Here is a 21,102-nt window from a genome sequence, read left to right on the forward strand (position 1 = left end):
GAGCTTTTGTCTGAAACCTTTAGAGCTTTTGTCTGAAACCTTTAGAGCTTTTGTCTGAAACCTTTAGAGCTTTCGTCTGAAACCTTTAGAGCTTTTTGCCAAAACCTTTAGAGCTTTTGAGGGGGAGGTGAGGAGGATCGGTAGGGAGGGAAGAATCAGACTTTTATTTCTATCTCTGCTATCCAAATCTGCTTTCTGTCGGGATCGGACAGCTGTCGGAGCAGGCAGGCTTTGTCGTATTGTACTTTTTTTCGGAAGAGTCGCTTGCCATTCACGAAGATGCTTACTGCTTTTTTTGTGTTCACCATTTTGGGCGAGATCTTTATTCGGAAGGCTTTCACGCAGGAGGTCGATATGTGGAAGCTGTTGTCCCGATACTCTGCACGGATTTTTGCGGACTTGCGAGGAAAGTCGAAAGCTTTCTTTTTCACCTTTATGGTTTGCAGCCGATCCTGTTCATCGTACTGTTGCCACTCTGTTATATCGAAGTTGAGATCTTTGTGCCACTGCGCTCTCGGAGCTATGGTATCCATTCGGATGTCGGAGATCCAGTCTATTGCGTTGTATTGTTGGTCGTCATATTCCCATGTGAGCTTCGAGGGAAACGGATGACGTTGTCGCCGAACGAGGTCTTCAAAAAGGAGACGGAAGCAGGGCTCGGACTCGTCAAACCTTGGGAACCAGTGCGGAAATCCTTTTGTCCGGATCTCTTTGTAGTCGGCTCCAAGCCGGGTCATCAGCCGGCTTATGCTGTCATTGGCATTGGGCGGATAGTAGTAGTCTTGATCCGTGGTGAAGGAGAGAAGAGAGCGGTTGAGGATATTTTCTATAAAGGTGCCGCCGGTACGCACCTTCGGATAGCCGTTGAAGCCATAGAACGAGGCAAATATCGTGGGTTGCTTCATGAGGTAAGAGAACGCTCCGGTAGCTCCGTTGGAGTGTCCCGAAAGGAATACTTTGTTGTCGTCTATGTTGATAGCCTTTTTCACTTCGCGTATCATCGCAGGTACCATAAAGAATCCGTCATCCGGCATCATCCAGTTGTACTCTCTGCTTCCTTGCGGAATGAGAAGTACGACACCGTGTTGATCCGCATACTTGGTATAGAATCGGTTGAAGCCCTCAAGGCAGATCTCCGGTGTGAGAAACTCCAATAGAGAGTTGTTCCTCACCGCTCCGTGCAGGATCACAAGCATAGGATAGCTCTTGTCGGGGGAGTAATCTGCCGGGAGATAAACGTAGTAAGAGGTGAGGGCAGAGTCGTTTATCCTGAACTTGATGGAGTAGTTTCTCTCTTTCTTGGGCAGATACCCTCTCTCCTTTTGCAACTCTCTGTACAGCTCTTCCGGCGTGAGTGTGGTGTCCGGAGCGGTGTATGAGGAGGCGAAGAACTCTTCTTGAGAGAGGGCAAGCCTTTTGTCGAACAGCGCTTTTCTTCTCTCCACATCTTTGAGCATTTCCTGCCATCTCGGATCGCCTATCAGGTTGGGATACTCCTTCCCGATCTGCTCTTCGGAAGCGATGGTAAACCATCCGGGAAATCCGTATTCATCTTTTTCAAGCGCGTTCATGCTGTGGAGGAACGAGAAAGCGCGCTCCTTCAAATTCAGTCTCGCCGCAAGGACAGAGGCATGATACAGCCCTGCGACATCTATGCTATCGGGATAGAGGCGGAATGCATCGTCGAAGATCTGCATCGCTTTGACATATTTAACGAAGTCCGCCCCGTTGTACATCAGGTCGGAGGCCTCTTCTATGAGTCTGTTATAGCCTTTTTGTGCATATACCGATGCTGTACAGCAGAGTAGAAGGAGCAGGGTAAGGATTGTTTTTCCCGGTTTCATGTGGTCTGATTTATGGTTTTGTCGTGTAAGTTTCTCAAACAGTGTCTCAAATATACGGCTTTTCGGGCTCTCCTTAATGACCGGATTGTCATTTTTTTCTTCTATTTTTGTGCCGAATATTTATGGGCAGCAGGTTGTATGCTCCCCGAAAAAGCGAAAAGAATAAACTGCAATACTCTCGCCGGTATGGCGACACACTGATAAACCAACATATCAACTAACAAACAAAAAACTACTGTAACAGAATGAACGTATTAGAAAACATGATGCAGGACCTGAGCCACTTCAACATCAAGGATGTCGTGGGGGCTTTTGTGATCCTCTTTGTGGCGGTCGATATTATCGGCGCCATACCTATCGTCCTTAGTCTGAAGGATAAGGGACAGACTTTCAGCACCGTGAAGGTGAGTCTCTTTTCAGGCATAATGATGTTGGCTTTCCTGTTTATCGGAGAGCCTATGCTGAACTTTTTCGGAGTGGATATCTCTTCGTTTGCCGTTGCCGGGGCTATCGTCCTGTTCGTAATGGCTGTGGAGATGATCTTTGGCGTGCAGATCTTTAAGGATGACGGGCCTTCGGGCAGTGCCACGATCGTTCCTTTGGTCTTTCCACTCTTTGCCGGTGCCGCAACATTCACCACGATTCTGACTCTGCAAGCGGATGGCTATGCGGCTACGAACATTGCCATTGCGTTGCTACTAAATGCATTGATGATATACTTGATGCTCAGGTTCGTGAATCAGCTGGAACGCTTCTTCGGGAAAGGCGGTGTGTATGTTTTGCGTAAGTTTTTCGGCGTTATCCTTTTGGCTATCTCCGTGAAATTCTTCATGGCAAACATCGTCAAGATTATCGAGACCATAGGAGCAGCATTGAGTAAGTAAAGTTTATTTTTTATCCTCAAATCATCTTGTTTATCCCTGCTTCCGGTATCGGAAGCAGGGATTTCTTATTATTAAAGATTCGGTTGCGGAAAGGGTACAACCTCTTTCAAATTTGATTTTATAAGGGACAAAAAGTTGTCCGAAAGCATTTGATGTTTCCCTTAAACCTTTTCAGAAGTTGAAATAGAGGCGTGGTCGGTGGTATTCGTGCTTTGGTACATAAAAATCAAGGCTTGATTGTTGCAAATCAAGCCTTGATTTTTACTTCCGAACAGGTTTGGAAAAAGATGTAAATATGTTCAGAAGATTTTGTAAACCTTATTCTCTGAAGTAATGGCGCGCTATACGGGAGGAGATGGAGGTGATGATCTCATACGGGATAGTGCCAAGTGTGGAGGAGAGACGCTGCAGAGGAAGCTGCTCATCGAAGATCACGACCTCCTCTCCTTCGCTTACGGATGAGGCTTGAGTGAGGTCTATCATCATTGCATCCATGCAGATATTTCCTATTGTCGGTGCCAACGAGCCGTCTTGCAGGCGGACGGACATATTGCCGTTGCCTAACCGCCGGTCTATTCCATCGGCATATCCTATCGGCACTATGCCTATTCTTCGGGGAGTGTCGGCAGTGGCGTGAGTGCCGTAGCCTACGGAGTCTCCTGCCGGAATCTGCTTGATCTGCAAGATGATGCTTTTGAGGGAAGCCACTGCACGGAGTGAGGTCTTGAGAGTTCCCTTGTCCTCGTAGGGTGGATAGCCGTACAATCCTATTCCGAGACGCACCATATCCATGCTGTATTGCGGAAAGCGGGAGATACCGGCGGAGTTGAGCGCATGCTTCAGCACGGTGTAGCCAAGCGTCTTTTCCAGCTCTTCTGCCCACGTTTGGAAGGTGTGGAGCTGTCCGAGAGTCTTTTCGTCTGCCGTAATATCGTCTGCCGCAGCAAGGTGTGTAAAGATGCTTTTGACCCGAACACGGTTGGTGGACTTCAATTTGTCCAGAAGCAGCAGAAACTCCTCATGGGTATCGAATCCCAAGCGATGCATTCCGGTATCGAGCTTTATGTGTATGGGATAGTGTGTGATGCCAAGCCGTCTGCAACTCTCTATGAGTTTGTCCAGCAAAGCAAGGCTGTACACTTCCGGCTCCAGGCTGTGTTTGCACATGTGGGAAAGGGCGGAAGACTCCGGATTCATCACCATGATGGGCATCCTTATACCCTCTTCTCGCAGCTTCACACCCTCATCTATGAGAGCCACGGCAAGGTAATGGCAGTGGTGTGCTTCCAATAGCCGGGCTATCTCTACGTCTCCGCTACCGTATCCGAACGCCTTTACCATGGCGACAAATCGGGTCTCCGAAGGGACAAGGGAGCGGTAATACTTCAGGTTATCCAGCAGTGCCGTGAGGTTGATGTCCAAAATGCTTTGATGTCGTTTGGTATGAAACAGAGCGGAGATCTTTTCAAACTTGAAAGTTCGTGCTCCTTTGAGCAGTATGGTATAGCCTTTCAGCGTTTGAGGATCGAATGTTTCGAGGAAATGATTGGTACTCTCGAAGCAGAGAGGAGTCGAAGTCATTCCGGAGAGTTCTGCAGTCAGTGCGGCAAGCTGTTTCCCTACAAATATCAGTTTGTCGGGCGGCATCTTCCGTATCATATCCGATACTTGAGACAGAAGAGCCTCACGGAGATGCGGAGCAGACATACCTGTCATGTCCGAAAGAATGAGACAGGATGGAGTTTGAGACTTTTCGGAGACTCTTTTCAGCTGTTCCAAAGCAAGCAGCAAGGCAGAAGCATCGTTGTTGTAAGCATCGTCGATGATGGTGGTATCGTATATCCCGTTGAAGATTTCCAAGCGCATCTCCACCGGTTCAAGCTGACTCCAGATGGTGGTATCGGGAGAGAGCGAGGGCACAAGCTCATCCAAGAGAGCCATGATAGCCGATAGATTTTCGGGGAGAAGCAGCTCGGCAACGGATACGGGAGGGGTGAGTCTGCTCCGATGCTCTGTATATGAACGGCACAGAGGCGGTTGGCTGATGACGGAAACAGCTTCCGACAGCACCTTATCCCTGCCATTGTAGAGCAGCAGAGCCGGCGAGGAGTGTGTCGCAAGCTTGCATTTCTCCTCCGCTTTCTGCTGTAAGGATGAGAAGTTTTCCTGATGCGCTTCTCCGATATTGGTGATGAGGACGATGTCCGGATCCACAATCTTGGCAAGCCGTTCCATTTCTCCCGGTTTCGATATTCCCACTTCCACAAGACACACTTCCGCTTCGGGGTCTGCCTGCCAAAGGGAGAGAGGAACACCGATCTGCGAGTTGAAGCTTCGAGGAGAGCGGTCGGCATTCACTCCGGCGGCAGTAAGGAGCTGGTAGAGATACTCTTTTATGGTCGTTTTGCCATTGCTCCCGGTGATCGCCACCACTTTCCCTTTGAAGCTTTGGCGTCTTTCTGCTCCGATTTTTTGCAGTGCATCGAGAACATCCGGAACGATCAGAAATTGTGCTTCGGGATATTCATTCTCTTCTTTTTGCAGCTTCTCCACAACAAAGGCACGTACTCCGGCGTGGTAGAGTTCATCTATATAAAGATGTCCGTCCCCCGTTGGGGTGGTGAGAGCAAAGAATAGAGTGGATGAGGAAAATGTGAGCTGCCTGCTGTCTGTAAGGAGTACTTCTATTTCTCTATCGTGGTCGATCCGTTGGATGCCGAGTATGGATGCCAGTCGTGATAGCTTCATGGTCGTGTGGTGAGAGGAGGGTAGAGGGTGTCTCGTTCGGTTCGGAGAGATTCAAAGAGCATATAGACCTCTCTCTGATGCGCTTCTTTTCCTTTCTCCGAAGGTGTGTGCTTGGCGAGCTTGTACGCTTTGCGCCACTCTTCTGCAAAGGAGAAACTTTCGGGGTCCAACATAAACGCTTTTGCCTTTTCCATGATGTAGGAGATGGCTAAAGGCGATGGGTGAACCATATCTTCGGCATAGAAGCGGTAGTCTCTGAGTTCGTCCAGAACAATTTCGTAGGAGGGGAAGTAAGAGATACGTTCCGGGTATCGGAGTCGTAGCTGTTCTATGGCGAGTTGAAGCGTTGCCTTGCTGAGAGTGTTGGCGTGTATGCCGTCTCTGTAATGGCGTATGGGGCTCACGGTAAGCACTACTCGAAGATTGGGAAATCTTTCCCAAAGTTTTTGCAATAGGGCGTCCCAAACCACAACAATCTCCTCTACGGAGATGAGACGACGCTTAAAGAGTTTTTCGGGTTGCTTATGACAGTTGTTCACCACTACGTCATCTTTATAATAGACATAGGCTGTACCCCACGTGGCAACCAGAAGACGAGTGTGCTTCCAAATGATACCGTTTTGAGCAGAACGCTCGTTGATAACAGAAGCTAAGGCTTCCATGCTCTCGCCTGATATGCGACTATGGTGCATGTAGCTGTAATAGTTCCCGTCCCGTTCGGTAAACAGAGAGGGATCTGCCTGCGTACCGTCAAGAACGGAAGCGATGCCGGAAGCGATGCTGAGAGGGTTGTACATGGTACCGAACGGTGAAGGAAATACACGGTAGCCCCCTTCGAGAAGATACTTGTACATCTCGTCCGCAAAGCAGGAACCCCATACTTGTATGAGGTGTCTGTGCGAGTAAAGAGAGGGAAGTGGCTCTATCTGAAATGTCTTATGGAGTATCATGATGAGGTGTCAGGTATTGTACAGGTCTCGATAGAAATCCATGGCTTCTTTGCACAGAGTGGGAGAGAGAGGTGTGCCGTAAGCATACAGACCGATGTCCTTGAGCAGTGCGGCGGAGATAACCTTGCCACGATTTTTTTTGTCCTGCTCCATGTAGGCAATGAGAGTGTTGTAGGCTTTGCAGTTGAACGGAACAACCGGATAGGTATCTCGTATGTAGTAGCAGACCTTAGTGAGAAGCTCTTGTGGAAAACCGAGCAGCTTGAAGCTCAAATAAAGCTCCATGATGATGCCGGCAGCCACTGCAAATCCGTGTGGCAGCTCTTTCTTTCTGTTATGAAGCATATAGGCTTCCACAGCGTGTCCGAACGTATGCCCAAGGTTGAGCATCTGTCTGACGCCGTTTTCGTATGGATCCTCTTCGACGATGCGCTGTTTTGTCCGAATGGATCGGGAAATCAGGTTGCCCCACTCTTGAAGAGAGAGAGTTTCCGGCTGTCGATCTTCTTTCAGCAGCTCTATAAGTGCTTTTCTGTCCGGCTCCAAAAGGGCATGTTTCAGTATCTCCGCCCATCCGCTAAGCTTTTCTGTCAGGGGAAGTGTGCGGAAAAATCCAGGGTCCAATACCACATAAGAAGAGGGGTAGAACGAACCGATGATGTTTTTGGTCTCGTTGAAGTTGAAACCTCTCTTGCCTCCGACAGCGGCATCAACGGCAGCCAAGATGGTTGTAGGTACATTGATGCAAGGCATCCCACGCTTGAAAGTGGATGCGGCAAAACCTCCTATGTCCAAAAGAGAGCCACCTCCAAGAAGAATGACAACGGTTTTGCGAGAGAGGTTGAGGTGGTAAAACCTGTCCCACAAGAGGCTTACCGTCTCAAGACTCTTGTTTTGTTCTCCCGGCTCTATGGTGATAACTTCGGGAGTATATGAGCCGAGACGGGAGAGAAGATGCGGAAGACAAAGCTCCCGGGTATGGGTATCACAAACGACAACCACGCCATCCGGCTCCATTTCAAGCAAGACTTTCGAGAGCAGATCTGCCTCGATGTCAAGTCGAATGATGGTATCCGAACAGCGTGGTTGCATATCGAGTTTATGTTTATCTCAATTGGAGTTCGCCCAATATGAAGTCCAATGCTTCATCAAGTCCTTGAGGATTTTTACCTCCTGCGGTTGCGAAGTGAGGCTGACCACCTCCACCACCTTGGATGAACTTCCCTGAAGCTCTCACCAAAGCGCCTGCGTTGGCACCCTGACTAACGACAGCGTCTCCCAACATCAGTGTTATGGTACACTTTTTCTCTTCTTCGGAGTAAGAGCCTGCAAGGCATACAAAACTGTCTGTGCCGATTTCCGCCTTTACCGTAAAGGCTACGTCTTTGGCGATTTCGGGTTTGAGGTTTTGCTTGATCTGGATCACCTTAACGCCATTCACGACCGGATGATCTTGTGAAAGCAGTTCTTTGATGATTTGTCTCTTGGACAGCTCTGCCGCCTCACGTATCTCTCTTCTGAGAGCTTCATCTTCTTCGAGCAGCTTGTGTATTGCCTGTACAACGTTCGGAGCATTGTGGAACAGCTCTTGTACGGACTGAATGGTGGTCTGCATACCGTACAGATAATCTTCTGCATGCTTTGCGGTAACTGCTTCTATACGTCTGATACCTGCTGCAATGGAGGACTCTGAAACAATTCTGAATGTTCCGATGCGTCCCGTAGCCGATATGTGCGTACCACCACAAAGCTCGATGCTGTTGCCGTAACGAATCACGCGAACCTCTTCACCATATTTTTCACCGAACAGAGCCATGGCTCCCATTGCCTTTGCTTCAGCAATAGGGATGTTGCGCATCTCTTCTCTTGTGAGGTTTTCACGTATCTTTTCGGTAACCTTACGCTCTACAAGACGTATCTCTTCCTGTGTCATCTTGGAGAAGTGAGCGAAGTCGAAGCGTAAAACTTCAGAGGATACATAAGATCCTTTCTGCTCTACGTGTTTACCCAATACCTCTCTGAGAGCTTCGTGAAGCAGGTGCGTTGCGGTGTGGTTACACTCTGTTGCAATGCGTTTTTCCACATCGACCTTCAAGGTAAATGGCTGTGAAGGGTTCTTCGGAAGAGCTTCAACGATATGTATGGGCAGGTTATTCTCTCTCACCGTATCTTGTATGGTGATGCTCTCACCATCTTCCGCGCCGATCATTACGCCGGTATCTCCTACCTGTCCACCCATTTCAGCATAGAATGGAGACTTGTCCATCACGATCTGATAATAGGTTTGCTTCTTCTTCGTAACCTGACGATAGCGGAGGATATGAGCATCTGTGGTCTCAGTGAAATCGTATCCGGTAAATTCGGGAGACCCTTCGGACAGTTCGACCCAGTCTTTTGCTTCGATGGCGGCAGCGTTACGAGCTCTCTCTTTCTGCTTGTTCATTTCCACCTCAAAGCCTTTCAAGTCGGACTCCAAACCATGTTCGCGAAGGATTAGCTCCGTTAAATCCGTAGGGAAACCGTAGCGGTCGTATAACTCAAACACCTTACTGCCTTGAAGAACCTTGTTCCCTTCTGCTTTAAGAGCCTCTACATATCCTTCAAGAATGTGAATACCGGTCTCAAGAGTACGTAGGAAAGACTCCTCTTCCTCTTTCATCACTTTCTGTACCAGATTTTGCTGTGCCGGCAGTTCCGGATAAGCCTCTCCCATAACCTCTATGAGTGTAGGGATGAGGGAGTACATATAAGCCTCTTTGCGTTCAAGGAAAGTATAACCATAGCGAACAGCCCGACGAAGGATACGGCGTATCACATAGCCTGCTTTCGCATTGGACGGCAGCTGTCCGTCCGTGATGGAGAATGCAATAGTACGGATATGGTCTGCAATAACGCGCATCGCCACATCTGTCTTAGGATTGCTGCCATACGGTATGCGGCAGTCCGATGCAATTTTTTGGATAATCGGCTGGAAGATGTCGGTATCGTAGTTGGATGTCTTGCCTTGAAGTGCCATGCAGAGACGCTCAAAGCCCATACCGGTATCTATTACCTTATTCGGTAGTGGCTCCAATGCTCCGTCCGCTTTCCTGTTATACTGCATGAATACCAGGTTCCATATCTCTATGACCTGTGGATGATCATGGTTCACAAGGCTTCTGCCCTCTACCTCACGGCGTTCGTTGTCCGGACGAAGGTCTATATGAATTTCGGAACAGGGGCCACAAGGACCTGTATCTCCCATTTCCCAGAAGTTGTCTTTCTTATTGCCGTCTATGATTCTCTCTTCAGAAAGGTAGGCTTTCCAGAAAGAAGCTGCTTCGTTGTCTCGTTCAAGATTTTCTTCCGGCGAGCCTTCAAAGACCGTTACATATATTCTGTCTTTGTCCAGACCGAGAACATCCACAAGGAACTCCCAAGCCCATGAGATGGCTTCTTGCTTGAAGTAGTTGCCGAAAGACCAGTTACCAAGCATCTCAAACATGGTATGGTGATAGGTGTCATGCCCTACTTCTTCAAGGTCATTGTGCTTACCGCTTACGCGGAGACACTTTTGTGAGTCTGCTATACGAGGGTACTTGATGGGAGCATTGCCCAATATTATATCCTTAAACTGATTCATCCCTGCGTTGGTAAACATCAACGTCGGGTCATCTTTAATAACCATTGGAGCCGAGGGCACTATATGGTGCTCCTTCGAGGCGAAAAAGTCGAGAAACGCTTGCCGTATCTCTGCTGATGTGAGCATATCTAATTCTTTATTTTGTAGTATTATCTTTTATCTTTTTTGCACTCAATCTGTTTTCCACAAGCCGTCTGTTATAGTCCATGACAACGGCCGGAAGCATTTTATCTGTTATAACATGAGATTGTATCGTATCTCTTTTCGGGAGCAGATCCGAGTCAAGATCCAATCTTTTACGTTCTCCGGTCTGTTCGTTAAGAGCAAACACCCCGTCTTTTGAGATCAGATTATACTCTCCGCCGAATACTACGGCGTATGAAGTGGAATGCGGATCGAACAGATTGTGTCCGTATGAAACGATCTCATCTTCTATGCCCAACAAGTAGAGTAGAGACGGATAGATGTCTGCCTGTTGCACTACTTTGTTGGTGTATATATCTTGTGGAAGAGGCTTACCGGGTATGTACCAGAGAAGCGGTATGGCAAATCGTCCTGCAACATTGGCGTATGCAGGATTTGCACTTTGCGAGGTATGGTCTGCCGTGATGATGAATATCGTTTTATTGAACCATGGTTCGGAAGATGCTTTTTCAAAGAACAACCGGAGGGCATCATCCGAATAGCCGATCATCCGTTGCAGATCCACCTTTCCCTCCGGATATTTTCCTTTCTCCTCTTTAGGCAGCTTAAACGGATGATGACTCGACAGTGTAAATATCGTCGTAAGCCATGGAGAGGATTGTCCGGTAACGACCGCAGGAAGTGTCGGTAAGAATTTCTTATCCCATATTCCCCAAGCATTGTCGTAGTCGGCATCGTTGTTGTACTCTTTCATGCCGTGATAGCCGGTGTATCCCATGTGTGTAGAGAAGGCATCGAATCCCATAGAGCCGTTTGGCGCACCGTGCATAAAGACAGCCTCTTTATAGCCATGTCGCATAAGGCAACTGCCCATACCGTCTATCTCATTGCCGGAATAGTTGCTGGTCACAAAGTTCAATCCCAACGCCGGAATGCTTGCCACTATCGACGGCATAGCATCTATGGACTTCACGCCATTGGCGAAAGCGTAGGGAAATGAGAGTGTTGCGCTGTCTCGTATGACACCATCCAGAAACGGAGAAAACCCCTTGCCGTCCGGCTGTAATGCCCCTATATGTTCTTTTGCAAAGCTCTCCAGGATCAGGATCATCACGTTATAATCTTTGTATGAACCGAAAAGAGAGTCTTGCTCTCCGAGTGGAGCGGCTTTATATGTTGCGGAAAAGAGGGTCTCTGCCTCTTCTCGTGGAATGTAGTCTATCAGTTTGAGCACCTTCTTGTCTGCTGTTCGTATCATGCAGAAAGGTGTGTTGAGGACAAGATCACGGTCTTTAACCTCTTTCACATACGAGTGTGCATTGAAAGGGGAGAGCGGACGTATGCTGTGAACAAGCCCTCCGCGTATTCCGACGACCGTAACGAACGCTACGGCAAGAGCCTTCCCCGTGGTGATGATGAACCTCCAAAGTGCAGAGGTGTTTGTGGTGCTGCGATATTTTATCCTGCCGTAAGCCCATATCAAGAGAGCAATCATGACTATGGCAACCGAGGTAAGAAGCGGATTTTGCCACGCAAGGCGCAAGACGAGAAAGAACGGATTGTCTCCGCCGAACTCTTGAAAGACGGTGGACGTCATTCTTTTGCGAACAAAAGGAAAGTATCCGGCATCTCCCACATTGAGGATGACTGCAGCAATATTCGGTATCAGGAAGAGCCACTTGACCAGATGATAGGAGGTTTTGCTCTCTCTTACTCTGCCGGGGAAGTAGCCTAAAACGATGAAAGCAAACATATAGAGGCTGTTGATGTAGCCCATTGCCGCAATGTCGAATCGCTGTCCGCCGAGCCATGCAGTCCAGATTTCACCTGCCGAGAGATGCTCGTAAGATGAGAGGTTGTGGATATAAAATACCAGACGTCCTATGTTGAACATCAGCCACGAGAGTAGCAGATGGTAAAAAAATATCAGGTAGCTGTGTCCTGTAAATTTTGTCTTCATTTCGTTACGATGTACGCGTCAAATCAGTTAGGAATGTTCTGATTTTTCTCTTCGCTCGATGATGTAGTCGCACTGCTCTATCAAGGCGTCTATCCCTGCCTTTATCTCCATGAGCTTATCCACGACACTTTTACCGTCCGAAGGCTGTTTCTCAGAGAGTTTTCTCTTTGCAGCCTCCACTGTAAAGCCTTGTTCTTGCACAAGGTAATAGACTCTGTCCACCTGTTCCACATCTTTTTTATGGTAGTATCTGGTACCTTTTTTAGACTTTCGGGGGGATATCAGCTTGCACTTCTCCCAGTAGCGCAAAATGCTTTCGGTGATGCCGTACATCTGCGCCAACTCTCCTATGGTCATACATATCTTTGTACCACCATCTTCCTTCCAGTTGATATGTTGTTTTTTGCTACTGAACATTAGGTTTAGAGTCCGGTCTTTTTCTTCTCTGTGCAGCTTACACGGAGCAAGAAAGGGAGCTTAGAGTCTTAATGCACAAAGATAGCTATTTTTTATTATCTGTATCCGTTTTTGGAGGATAGGAATAATACTTCAATTTTGCCCTTTTCAAGAGGCTTTTTGTCCCGATTCAAAAGGGGCTTTTGGCGGAATTTTTATATAAAAACGAACTCTTGATTTTGCCCGATTTTCCCTCCCTCTCTGTCTTGATTTTCTCTTTGTAAAATTTGGAGTGCTTCTTAAGATTCTGATTTTGATGTTGTTATGTAAAATCTTAAATTCGGAAAAATTTTTTCTTAAGTCCGTTTGATGGGGCTTTTTCGCGTTAATATGGGTGAATTTTAACAGGGTGTTGTGTAAATAAATCCTAATCCCATTTTATGATCGAAAACGGCAAAAAAGAGGAGGAAAACGGTAAAATGTTAATAGCCAGAACTATATGTGAAAATTCTAAACACGTTAATTGAATCCGGTAAACGTATTAAATGAAATCGGTAAACGTGTTCATTGAAAAATTAAATACGTTAAGCCGAAACAATATGCTTGTTTACCGTTTTTGCTTAACGGGTATCGGAAATTGTGTTAATAAATCGGGGCTGATTTAACAATTCGGTCGCGCTCTGAAAACACTATCTCTGATTAAAATAGAGAGTGATAAAAATAGGGTGTTTTAGGTGGTATGGAATATATAAAAATGGAGAGGGAAAAGGGGGTTAAAAAGGAATGGAAAAAAGAGCTTTTATCTTGCGAATTTCTTGTGAAGAGGAGAGTGAAGAATTAAATCCCTATTTCTTCTTTTTATTTCAGGAAATAATACGTAGCTTTGCGAGGAGATAGGGCAGAGACGTTTCCGTGTCTTTGTCTTCTTTGAATAGCTTATGTCTTATATTAATATTATTAAGTTTCAATGAAAAACCCAGATTGGAGCCAACTTACATTTGGTTATTATCCTACGGACTACAACGTAAGATGCGAGTACAAAGATGGTAAATGGGGAGAGCTACAACTTTCTCAGGATACTAACATCAACATCCACATGGCATCTTCGTGCTTGCACTATGGTCAGGAAGCATTTGAAGGTCTAAAAGCTTTCCGAGGCAAAGATGGTAAGATTCGTCTTTTCCGTCCGGAAGAGAATGCTCGCCGTTTGGCAGATTCTGCTCATGGTATCATGATGGCGGAGTTCCCGGTAGAAAAGTTTCTCGAAGCCGTTAAGATGGTAGTCAAAGCAAACGAACACTTTGTTCCGCCTTACGAAAGTGGGGCATCGCTTTATATCCGTCCGTTGCTTATCGGTGTAGGTCCTTTGGTAGGCGTGAAGCCTGCTTCGGAATATATGTTCTTGGTGTTCGTTACACCTGTTGGCCCGTACTTCAAAGATGGATTCAAGCCTACTCCAATGGCTATCATGCGTGGCTACGACCGTGCAGCTCCTCTTGGTACAGGTACTATCAAAGTGGGTGGAAACTATGCTGCCAGCCTTAAACCGGGTCATATTGCCCACGAAAAAGGCTACTCTGCGGTGCTATTCCTTGACGCTAAAGAGAAGAAGTATCTTGACGAATGCGGTCCGGCTAACTTCTTTGGAATCAAGAATAATACATACATTACTCCGGATTCTCCTTCCATTCTTCCTTCTATTACAAACAAGAGTCTTTGCCAAATCGCAGAGGATTTGGGTATGAAGGTTGAGCGTCGCCACATTCCGGTAGAAGAGCTCGAAACATTTGAGGAAGCCGGAGCTTGCGGTACTGCTGCAGTGATCTCTCCAATATTGAGAGTGGACGACCTTGACGAGAATAAGAGCTACGTCTTCTCTAAAGATGGCAAGGCAGGTCCTATATCCACAAAGATGTACGAAACCCTACGCGGCATCCAATACGGCGATGTAGAGGATAAGCATGGCTGGGTAACTATCATAGAATAAAACCACAAATACCACAAACAACAATGATAATAGGTATTCCAAAAGAAATAATGAGTGGCGAGCATCGCGTCTCTGCCACTCCCGATACCGTGCGCAAATTTGTGCAAGATGGCTTCCGTGTCCTTTTTGAAGCGGAAGCCGGAGAGGGTGCTCTCTATCACGATGAAGACTACAAGGCTGCAGGTGCTGAAATCCGTACGGATGTGAAGTCCATCTACAATGATGCAGACCTTATCTTGAAGGTGAAAGAGCCTCTTTTCAATAGCGCTCTCAACATCCATGAAGTGGACATGATGAAGGAAGGACAAGTGCTTATCACTTTTATCCACCCTGCATCTCCGGTGAACCACGATATGGTAAGAAATCTTGCAAAGCGCGGTGTTATTTCTATTACTCTTGATGGTATTCCTCGTATATCCAGAGCACAACAGCTCGATGCACTTACATCCATGAGTACATGTGCGGGTTACAAGGGTATTATCATGGCTGCGGACGATATGGTGAAGTTTATACCTCCTATCTTCTCTGCGGTTGGTTCTATGCCTCCGGCTAAAGCATTGATCATCGGAGTAGGTGTAGCCGGTCTTCAAGCTCTTGCAACTGCTCGCCGTCTTGGAGCTACCACTTACGCTATGGATATCCGTCCTGCTGCTCGCGAACAGGCAACAAGTCTTGGAGCCAAGGTTATCGAAACTTCTGTTCCGGATGAACTCGGCGTTGGAGAAGGTGGATATGCAAAACATTTGCCTAACGAATGGTTGCTTAAGGAGAGAGAAGTAATCCGTGAAGCCATCAAGGACATGGATATAGTATTCTTGAGTGCTCTTGTACCGGGTAAGATAGCTCCGGTGCTTATTACCGAAGATATGGTCAAAGGCATGAAGCGTGGCTCTTGTATAGTAGACATCTCGATAGACCAAGGTGGTAACTGTGAGATCACACCTCCGGGTAAGAAAGAGATTAAACACGGAGTGATACTCAATGGTATCAAGAACATTCCGGGTATGATCCCTCAAGCCTCCACTTATATGTTCTCTGAGAACATGTATCAGATGGTAAAATATTTTGTTCCGGGAGGCAAGCTTAACCTCGATATGACGGATCAGGTGGTATCCAGTGCATTGGTAACCAATAACGGAGAGATACTTCACGTCGGAACTAAAGAAGCAATGGGTATTGCGTAATCATAAATTTTTTAGAGACCACTCGGAAAGTTCATCCTCAAAGGACGGGTTTGCGAGTGGTCTTTTTCTTTTTATAAAATCAGGATAATCAGATCACACTTATTATGAGTCCGCTTGTTCTTGTACTCCTCTTCGTGGTTTCTTCCATAGTGGGGTACCTTATCATTAGTAAGATTCCAAGTTTGCTGCATACGCCACTCATGTCCGGCATGAATGCTCTATCGGGTATAACCATCTTGGGATCCATATCTGTTATTGTGGCATTAAGGGTACTTCCTGCCGGTTTTGGAGTAACATTGCTCTATATTATTGCATATTCGGCACTTATTCTTGCCACTATCAACATTGTGGGTGGTTTTGGTGTTACCGAAAGAATGCTGGGTTTCTTCAATAAAAAGAAAGGAGGGAAGGAAGAATGAATCTCTCTTCATCAGTTGTAGTAATCCTTTCTATCGCTATCTCTCTTCTCGTTATCCTTGGTCTTGTCATGATGACAAAAGTAACCAAGGCACGGCTTGGCAACAGAGTGAGTGCGGTAGCCATGTTTTTGGCGGTACTGCTTACCGTTGCGCGTCTCAACTTTGCAGCACTCGTCCCCATTATTATCTGCATCCTTATCGGCTCTGTTGTCGGGATCTGGTTATCCAGAACAGTCAAGATGATACAGATGCCACAGCTTGTGGGTTTGCTCAATGGTATCGGAGGTTTGGCCTCTATGCTTGTAGGTGCTGTGGTGATGAGCGGAGCAACCATTGCTTATGATCTTTCGGCATTGGAGCATCTGACCTTTGGAAATATCACATCCATGCTTGCCATTCTTATCGGTGCGCTTACGTTCACAGGTAGTTTGGTCGCTGCAGCAAAGCTTCATGGCGTATTCCCGGGAAGACCTATCGTGATACCGAGACACCGTTCCGCTCTTATGGGAGCGGCTACCATCATGGCTGTATGCCTTGTTTGGAGTGCCATCGTAGGTGCTGATGTCTTGATAGGTTCATCTGCAATAGTCTGGATCATCATCGCTATTCTCAGTGCCGGACTCTTTGGGCACCTCTTCGCCATCCGTGTAGGTGGTGCGGATATGCCTATCACCATCTCACTGCTCAACTCTCTTTCCGGAGTGGCAGGCGGTATAGCCGGTATGGCATTGGGCGATCCTCTCCTTGTTATAGTCGGAGGTATCGTTGGAGCATCGGGTCTCTTCCTCACACAGATCATGTGTAGAGCGATGAATAGAAGCCTTATGAATATCCTCTTCCCGAAAGATACTCCTGCTCCGGTTGCTCAAAAGAAGCAGGCGGAACCTGTAAAAGCAGAAAAGCCACAAGCTGCTGCTCCTTCTTTGGGTACAATCGTTCAGAGTGCCAAGCGTGTTATCATCGTACCGGGTTACGGTATGGCTCTTGCGCAAGCACAGCAACAGGTTGCGGCATTGGCAAATGCTTTGAGAGGTAGAGGTGCAGATGTTAAGTTTGCAATCCATCCGGTTGCCGGTCGTATGCCGGGACACATGAACGTCCTATTGGCAGAAGCAAACGTGGATTACGAAGAACTCTACGAAATGGAGCGTATCAATCCGGAGTTTGCCGCTACTGATCTTGTCATCGTAATCGGCGCAAACGATGTGGTGAACCCTGCTGCTCGTGAAGCGGAAGGCACTCCTATCTACGGTATGCCTGTTCTTCTTGCCGACCAAGCCAAGCATATCATCTTCTGTAACTACGACCTCAAGCCGGGTTATGCCGGAGTAGAGAACCCATTGTACAGCAATAAAGAAAAGGTAACAATGCTTCTCGGTGATGCCAAAGAGAGCATCGCCAAGATTGACAAGGCTCTTAATGAGTCTCTTGAGTCTGCTCCGGCGGAAGCTCCAAAGGCTGCGGCTCCATCTTTTGCTTCTGTATTACAGACTGCTAAGCGCGTCATCATCGTACCGGGTTACGGTATGGCACTTGCGCAAGCACAGCAGCAGGTTGCGGCATTGGCAAATGCTTTGAGAGGTAGAGGTGCAGACGTGAAGTTTGCAATCCATCCGGTTGCCGGTCGTATGCCGGGACACATGAATGTTCTACTCGCTGAGGCAAATGTGGACTACGAAGAACTTTACGAAATGGATCGCATCAACCCTGAGTTTGCAGCTACCGATCTTGTAATCGTAATCGGAGCAAACGACGTGGTGAACCCTGCTGCTCGTGAGGCGGAAGGCACTCCTATCTATGGTATGCCTGTTCTTCTTGCCGACCAAGCCAAGCATATCATCTTCTGTAACTACGACCTCAAGCCGGGCTATGCCGGAGTAGAGAATCCGTTGTACAGCAATAAAGAAAAGGTAACAATGCTTCTCGGTGATGCCAAAGAGAGCATCGCCAAGATTGATAAGGCTCTTAATGAGGCAGTAGCAGACGCTCCGATGAGCAGCAATTCCGGAACAGAGCTTTCTCTGTCTGCTCTTCTCAACGATCTACAACGTGTCATTATCGTACCGGGATATGGTATGGCACTTGCTCAGGCACAGCAGCAGGTGGCAATGTTGGCACAATCTCTTCGCAAGAAAGGTGCTGATGTCCGTTTTGCAATCCATCCGGTTGCCGGTCGTATGCCGGGACACATGAATGTTCTATTGGCTGAGGCAAACGTGGATTATGATGAACTCTACGAAATGGAGCGTATCAATCCGGATTTTGCCTCTACCGACCTTGTTATCGTAGTGGGAGCAAACGACGTGGTGAACCCTGCCGCTCGTGAAGCAGAAGGCACTCCAATCTATGGTATGCCTATTCTTCTTGCTGACCAAGCAAAGCGTATCATCTTCTGTAACTACGACCTCAAACCGGGTTATGCCGGAGTAGAGAATCCGCTTTACAGCAACAAAGAAAAAGTGCTTATGCTTCTCGGTGATGCTAAAGAGAGCATCGCTAAAATACAAGCAGAATTAGCTTAATCTCTCCACAAGGAGAATAGATAGATACGCCACTATATAAATTTTATATAGTGGCGTTTTTTGTTGTGGAAGACAAGTTGGGGTGTAAGGGTATTTTAAGAAAAATTTTTACGATATTTGTTATTCTATGTAGTACTTAATGATATTGGAAAAGTTATGATTGTTAATAGTATTTGTGGATTTATTAGAGAGATGAGGAAGATAGCAAGGAACAATGATACTGTTATCTTTTTTAGAGGACATAGTAACGAGAGCTATAAGATGGAACCATCAATATTTCGTCCTATAGGGAACTCTTCTGGAAATAGTTTTGTAGAGAAAGAACATCTAATGTTTAGAGACTTTGTCGCTCGTTATGATGCAGAGTTCAGGGACTGTTCTTATACTATGGATTTTCTTGTAAAGATGCAACACTATGATTTACCAACAAGAGCATTAGATTTAACTACAGACTATAGGGTAGCTTTATACTTTGCATGCTTAGGTCCTTGTGATCAGAATGGAGAGGTGATAGTTTTTAATATTCCCAAAGATAATATACGCCATTATGATAGCGACCAAGTTTCAGCTATTTCAAATTTGTCAAAAATTGATTCTATTGAATTGACTCCCCATTTTTTGTCTTTCTACAAGCAAGCTTCTCTTGTTTATGATAAATTTAATCATCGTTCTAAAAATGCATCTTGTTATTGTAAGAGAGAATTGTTTAAAAAAATAAGGGGAACTTTTAAATGTATTACAAAATGTTACATCGGTTGCTTTAATAGGCATTCAGATATGAAGAGATTGGTACATGAGGTGCGAAAGGAAAAGTCTTACTATCAGTCTATAATAGATCCAAATAACTTTTTAAGTTGTGTCGTCCCTGTGATACCAAAACAGAATAATCAGAGGGTAAAAAACCAATCAGGGGCTTTTCTCTTATTTGGACTTGGAAAGAATTATAAAGGTTGTTATACTAAAGAGAAGTATCCTCCTGTCCCGGATGATTGGATTGTTTTGGGTAAGAGGAGCAATGGAACTGCTAATAGACTTATTGTAGATGGTTGTGCGAAAAAGAAGATTTTAAAAGAACTTGCACAAATGGGTATTACAGAATCCTTTATATTTCCGGAAATGGATAAATATGCAAAGGAGTTAAAAGAGAAGTATTCTTAGCTTTTTGTGGAGTATTCAGCGCAATAGAACCACCGCTGTATGGAAAGCTCATACAGGGGTGGTTTTGTTTTATATCCACACTCCCCAAAATCAAAGAAAAGCCATAGAAATAGACTTTAACGGCTTCGGATGTTTTCCTGAATACGTTTATATCTTATGCTCAACGGATTAAAGTTTTGAAATCGAGGTGTGATTTGTAGAAATCAAGCCTTGAAAAGTGCAGAGCAAGCTTTGAAGTAGGGAAATCGGGTCTTGATTTACGATACTGAATGGCTTTAAGGCAGTTTGTATTGCCGTTTAGAGCATCTTTTTATAGTGTATAGAGACAATTTCTATCCACTAATGGGTTGAGAAGTAGAGGAAAAATGAGATTTGGAAACAGATTCGTTTTCTGCCTTTACAGATGTGAAAAATAGTATATTCGGCATGAATAAAATATGTATATTCGCAGGGTGGTAATACGTTTGGTAAACAGTAAATGAAATTAAAATGAGACGCAACTTACTTACCCTTTTTCTCTCTATTTGTGTGATGGGAATCTCCTATGCGCAGAACAGTGATACAATTACAATTTCAGGGAGAGCAACAGACTTTAATGGCAATCCGATTGACAGCTGCTTTGTTGCTGTATTTTATCCGAACTTCTCTGTTGCCTATTCTGCGTATACCAATAATGAGGGCTTTTACTCTATCCCGAATGTTGAGAAAGGAAAGTACATGGCAATCTATGCCATCCGACCCAATGAATATCCGAAGGAACTGAAAGTGGCAGAGAAAGATATGCGGCTGGAGTTTTGGGCTTGGAATGTTGTGGCAGATAAGGATTTGACAATCAATCCTCGGTATCATCGTCTCGAACTATATGGTACTACCGTTTTCAAATCAAACGGAGGCTATCCGGGTATGACCATTTATACTCGTCCGATGAGTCTGGGTAGACTGCTTTCTTACGGGCAGGATGTGTGGAGCGGTAAGGTGAAATCCGAGAAAACAGAGGAGATTGATCTTTCCGTGGAGCCTGACCAAATCGAGTTTAAGGTGTATGCGGATGATGTTCCGGTGGCTATACAGTCCGTACAGGCAGTAAGAGAATTTATAGGAGGTCCAAGGCAAATGGCTTACTTAATCTATATTGACTTGCCGCAAAAACAAGCCGGAAAATATTCTATCTTTCGTGTAGAGGCATTTAACAAGGCTTATGGCGGAGAAAAAGGAGAGAATATCTACTTTTACGAAATACCGGATTATAAAACAAAGCCGGTGTCTAACCCCTGATGTCAGCCA

14 protein-coding genes are annotated in these 21,102 nt (G+C 46.0%); 7 read left to right on the forward strand and 7 right to left on the reverse strand.

The window, feature by feature from the left end; genetic code table 11:
• Positions 1-155: 155 nt before the first annotated feature.
• Entirely contained in the window at positions 156-1,844 is a 1,689-nt protein-coding gene (locus tag HQ39_RS00050) for an alpha/beta hydrolase-fold protein (protein WP_052079250.1), read from the reverse strand.
• A gap of 245 nt (positions 1,845-2,089) precedes the next feature.
• On the opposite strand from HQ39_RS00050, the gene HQ39_RS00055 reads away from it, so the two are divergent.
• Positions 2,090-2,728 carry a MarC family protein gene (locus HQ39_RS00055; protein ID WP_036788627.1) on the forward strand — a complete coding sequence of 213 codons (639 nt, stop codon included), beginning with the start codon at positions 2,090-2,092 and terminating at the stop codon, positions 2,726-2,728.
• Positions 2,729-3,046: 318 nt separating this feature from the next.
• Here the strand turns inward: HQ39_RS00055 and alr are convergent, their stop codons facing one another.
• From alr to HQ39_RS00085, 6 genes are read right to left on the reverse strand one after another with little or no spacing between them, the layout of a single operon-like run.
• Complete coding sequence (gene alr, locus HQ39_RS00060; RefSeq protein WP_036862512.1) at positions 3,047-5,476, reverse strand: alanine racemase; 2,430 nt, start codon at positions 5,474-5,476, stop codon at positions 3,047-3,049.
• Positions 5,473-6,426 (reverse strand): GSCFA domain-containing protein, encoded by a 954-nt coding sequence (locus tag HQ39_RS00065; RefSeq protein ID WP_036862514.1) that lies wholly within the window; start codon positions 6,424-6,426, stop codon positions 5,473-5,475. Before HQ39_RS00065 ends, alr begins: the two co-directional genes overlap by 4 nt.
• Before the next feature lie 9 nt (positions 6,427-6,435).
• Complete coding sequence (locus HQ39_RS00070) at positions 6,436-7,518, reverse strand: 3-dehydroquinate synthase family protein (protein WP_036862515.1); 1,083 nt, start codon at positions 7,516-7,518, stop codon at positions 6,436-6,438.
• A gap of 13 nt (positions 7,519-7,531) precedes the next feature.
• Complete coding sequence (gene alaS, locus HQ39_RS00075) at positions 7,532-10,174, reverse strand: alanine--tRNA ligase (protein WP_036862522.1); 2,643 nt, start codon at positions 10,172-10,174, stop codon at positions 7,532-7,534.
• Between the two features lie 10 nt (positions 10,175-10,184).
• Positions 10,185-12,152, reverse strand: coding sequence for an LTA synthase family protein (locus tag HQ39_RS00080; protein ID WP_036862524.1), 1,968 nt, complete (start codon positions 12,150-12,152; stop codon positions 10,185-10,187).
• Positions 12,153-12,179: 27 nt separating this feature from the next.
• Entirely contained in the window at positions 12,180-12,569 is a 390-nt protein-coding gene (locus tag HQ39_RS00085) for a MerR family transcriptional regulator (RefSeq protein ID WP_052079251.1), read from the reverse strand.
• 946 nt (positions 12,570-13,515) lie between these two features.
• Here HQ39_RS00085 and HQ39_RS00090 point away from each other — a divergent pair.
• The 6 genes from HQ39_RS00090 (at position 13,516) to HQ39_RS00115 (ending at position 21,093) form a co-directional block, all read left to right on the forward strand.
• Positions 13,516-14,535 (forward strand): branched-chain amino acid aminotransferase, encoded by a 1,020-nt coding sequence (locus HQ39_RS00090; RefSeq protein WP_036788647.1) that lies wholly within the window; start codon positions 13,516-13,518, stop codon positions 14,533-14,535.
• Between the two features lie 23 nt (positions 14,536-14,558).
• Positions 14,559-15,719, forward strand: a complete 1,161-nt coding sequence (locus HQ39_RS00095) for an NAD(P) transhydrogenase subunit alpha (RefSeq protein WP_036848601.1) — start codon at positions 14,559-14,561, stop codon at positions 15,717-15,719.
• A gap of 104 nt (positions 15,720-15,823) precedes the next feature.
• Complete coding sequence (locus tag HQ39_RS00100; protein WP_036862527.1) at positions 15,824-16,138, forward strand: NAD(P) transhydrogenase subunit alpha; 315 nt, start codon at positions 15,824-15,826, stop codon at positions 16,136-16,138.
• A complete protein-coding gene (locus HQ39_RS00105) occupies positions 16,135-18,660 on the forward strand; it encodes an NAD(P)(+) transhydrogenase (Re/Si-specific) subunit beta (protein ID WP_036862530.1) in 2,526 nt (841 codons plus the stop codon). The genes HQ39_RS00100 and HQ39_RS00105 overlap by 4 nt, the downstream gene beginning before the upstream one ends.
• A gap of 156 nt (positions 18,661-18,816) precedes the next feature.
• Complete coding sequence (locus HQ39_RS00110; protein WP_036862533.1) at positions 18,817-19,818, forward strand: FRG domain-containing protein; 1,002 nt, start codon at positions 18,817-18,819, stop codon at positions 19,816-19,818.
• A 489-nt stretch (positions 19,819-20,307) separates the two neighbouring features.
• Positions 20,308-21,093: a carboxypeptidase-like regulatory domain-containing protein gene (locus tag HQ39_RS00115; RefSeq protein ID WP_036862538.1), complete on the forward strand. Its 786-nt coding sequence runs from the start codon at positions 20,308-20,310 to the stop codon at positions 21,091-21,093.
• Positions 21,094-21,102 lie beyond the last annotated feature (9 nt).

The organism is Porphyromonas sp. COT-108 OH2963 (assembly GCF_000768895.1).
Classification (GTDB): domain Bacteria; phylum Bacteroidota; class Bacteroidia; order Bacteroidales; family Porphyromonadaceae; genus Porphyromonas_A; species Porphyromonas_A canoris.

Coding starts and splice junctions, on each gene's coding strand:
- HQ39_RS00090 (WP_036788647.1), top strand. CDS start 13,516: ATGAAAAACCCAGATTGGAGCCAACTTACATTTGGTTATTATCCTACG.
- HQ39_RS00065 (WP_036862514.1), bottom strand. CDS start 6,426: ATGATACTCCATAAGACATTTCAGATAGAGCCACTTCCCTCTCTTTAC.
- HQ39_RS00105 (WP_036862530.1), top strand. CDS start 16,135: ATGAATCTCTCTTCATCAGTTGTAGTAATCCTTTCTATCGCTATCTCT.
- HQ39_RS00115 (WP_036862538.1), top strand. CDS start 20,308: ATGAGACGCAACTTACTTACCCTTTTTCTCTCTATTTGTGTGATGGGA.
- HQ39_RS00055 (WP_036788627.1), top strand. CDS start 2,090: ATGAACGTATTAGAAAACATGATGCAGGACCTGAGCCACTTCAACATC.
- HQ39_RS00070 (WP_036862515.1), bottom strand. CDS start 7,518: ATGCAACCACGCTGTTCGGATACCATCATTCGACTTGACATCGAGGCA.
- HQ39_RS00100 (WP_036862527.1), top strand. CDS start 15,824: ATGAGTCCGCTTGTTCTTGTACTCCTCTTCGTGGTTTCTTCCATAGTG.
- HQ39_RS00085 (WP_052079251.1), bottom strand. CDS start 12,569: ATGTTCAGTAGCAAAAAACAACATATCAACTGGAAGGAAGATGGTGGT.
- HQ39_RS00095 (WP_036848601.1), top strand. CDS start 14,559: ATGATAATAGGTATTCCAAAAGAAATAATGAGTGGCGAGCATCGCGTC.
- alaS (WP_036862522.1), bottom strand. CDS start 10,174: ATGCTCACATCAGCAGAGATACGGCAAGCGTTTCTCGACTTTTTCGCC.
- HQ39_RS00050 (WP_052079250.1), bottom strand. CDS start 1,844: ATGAAACCGGGAAAAACAATCCTTACCCTGCTCCTTCTACTCTGCTGT.
- HQ39_RS00080 (WP_036862524.1), bottom strand. CDS start 12,152: ATGAAGACAAAATTTACAGGACACAGCTACCTGATATTTTTTTACCAT.
- alr (WP_036862512.1), bottom strand. CDS start 5,476: ATGAAGCTATCACGACTGGCATCCATACTCGGCATCCAACGGATCGAC.
- HQ39_RS00110 (WP_036862533.1), top strand. CDS start 18,817: ATGATTGTTAATAGTATTTGTGGATTTATTAGAGAGATGAGGAAGATA.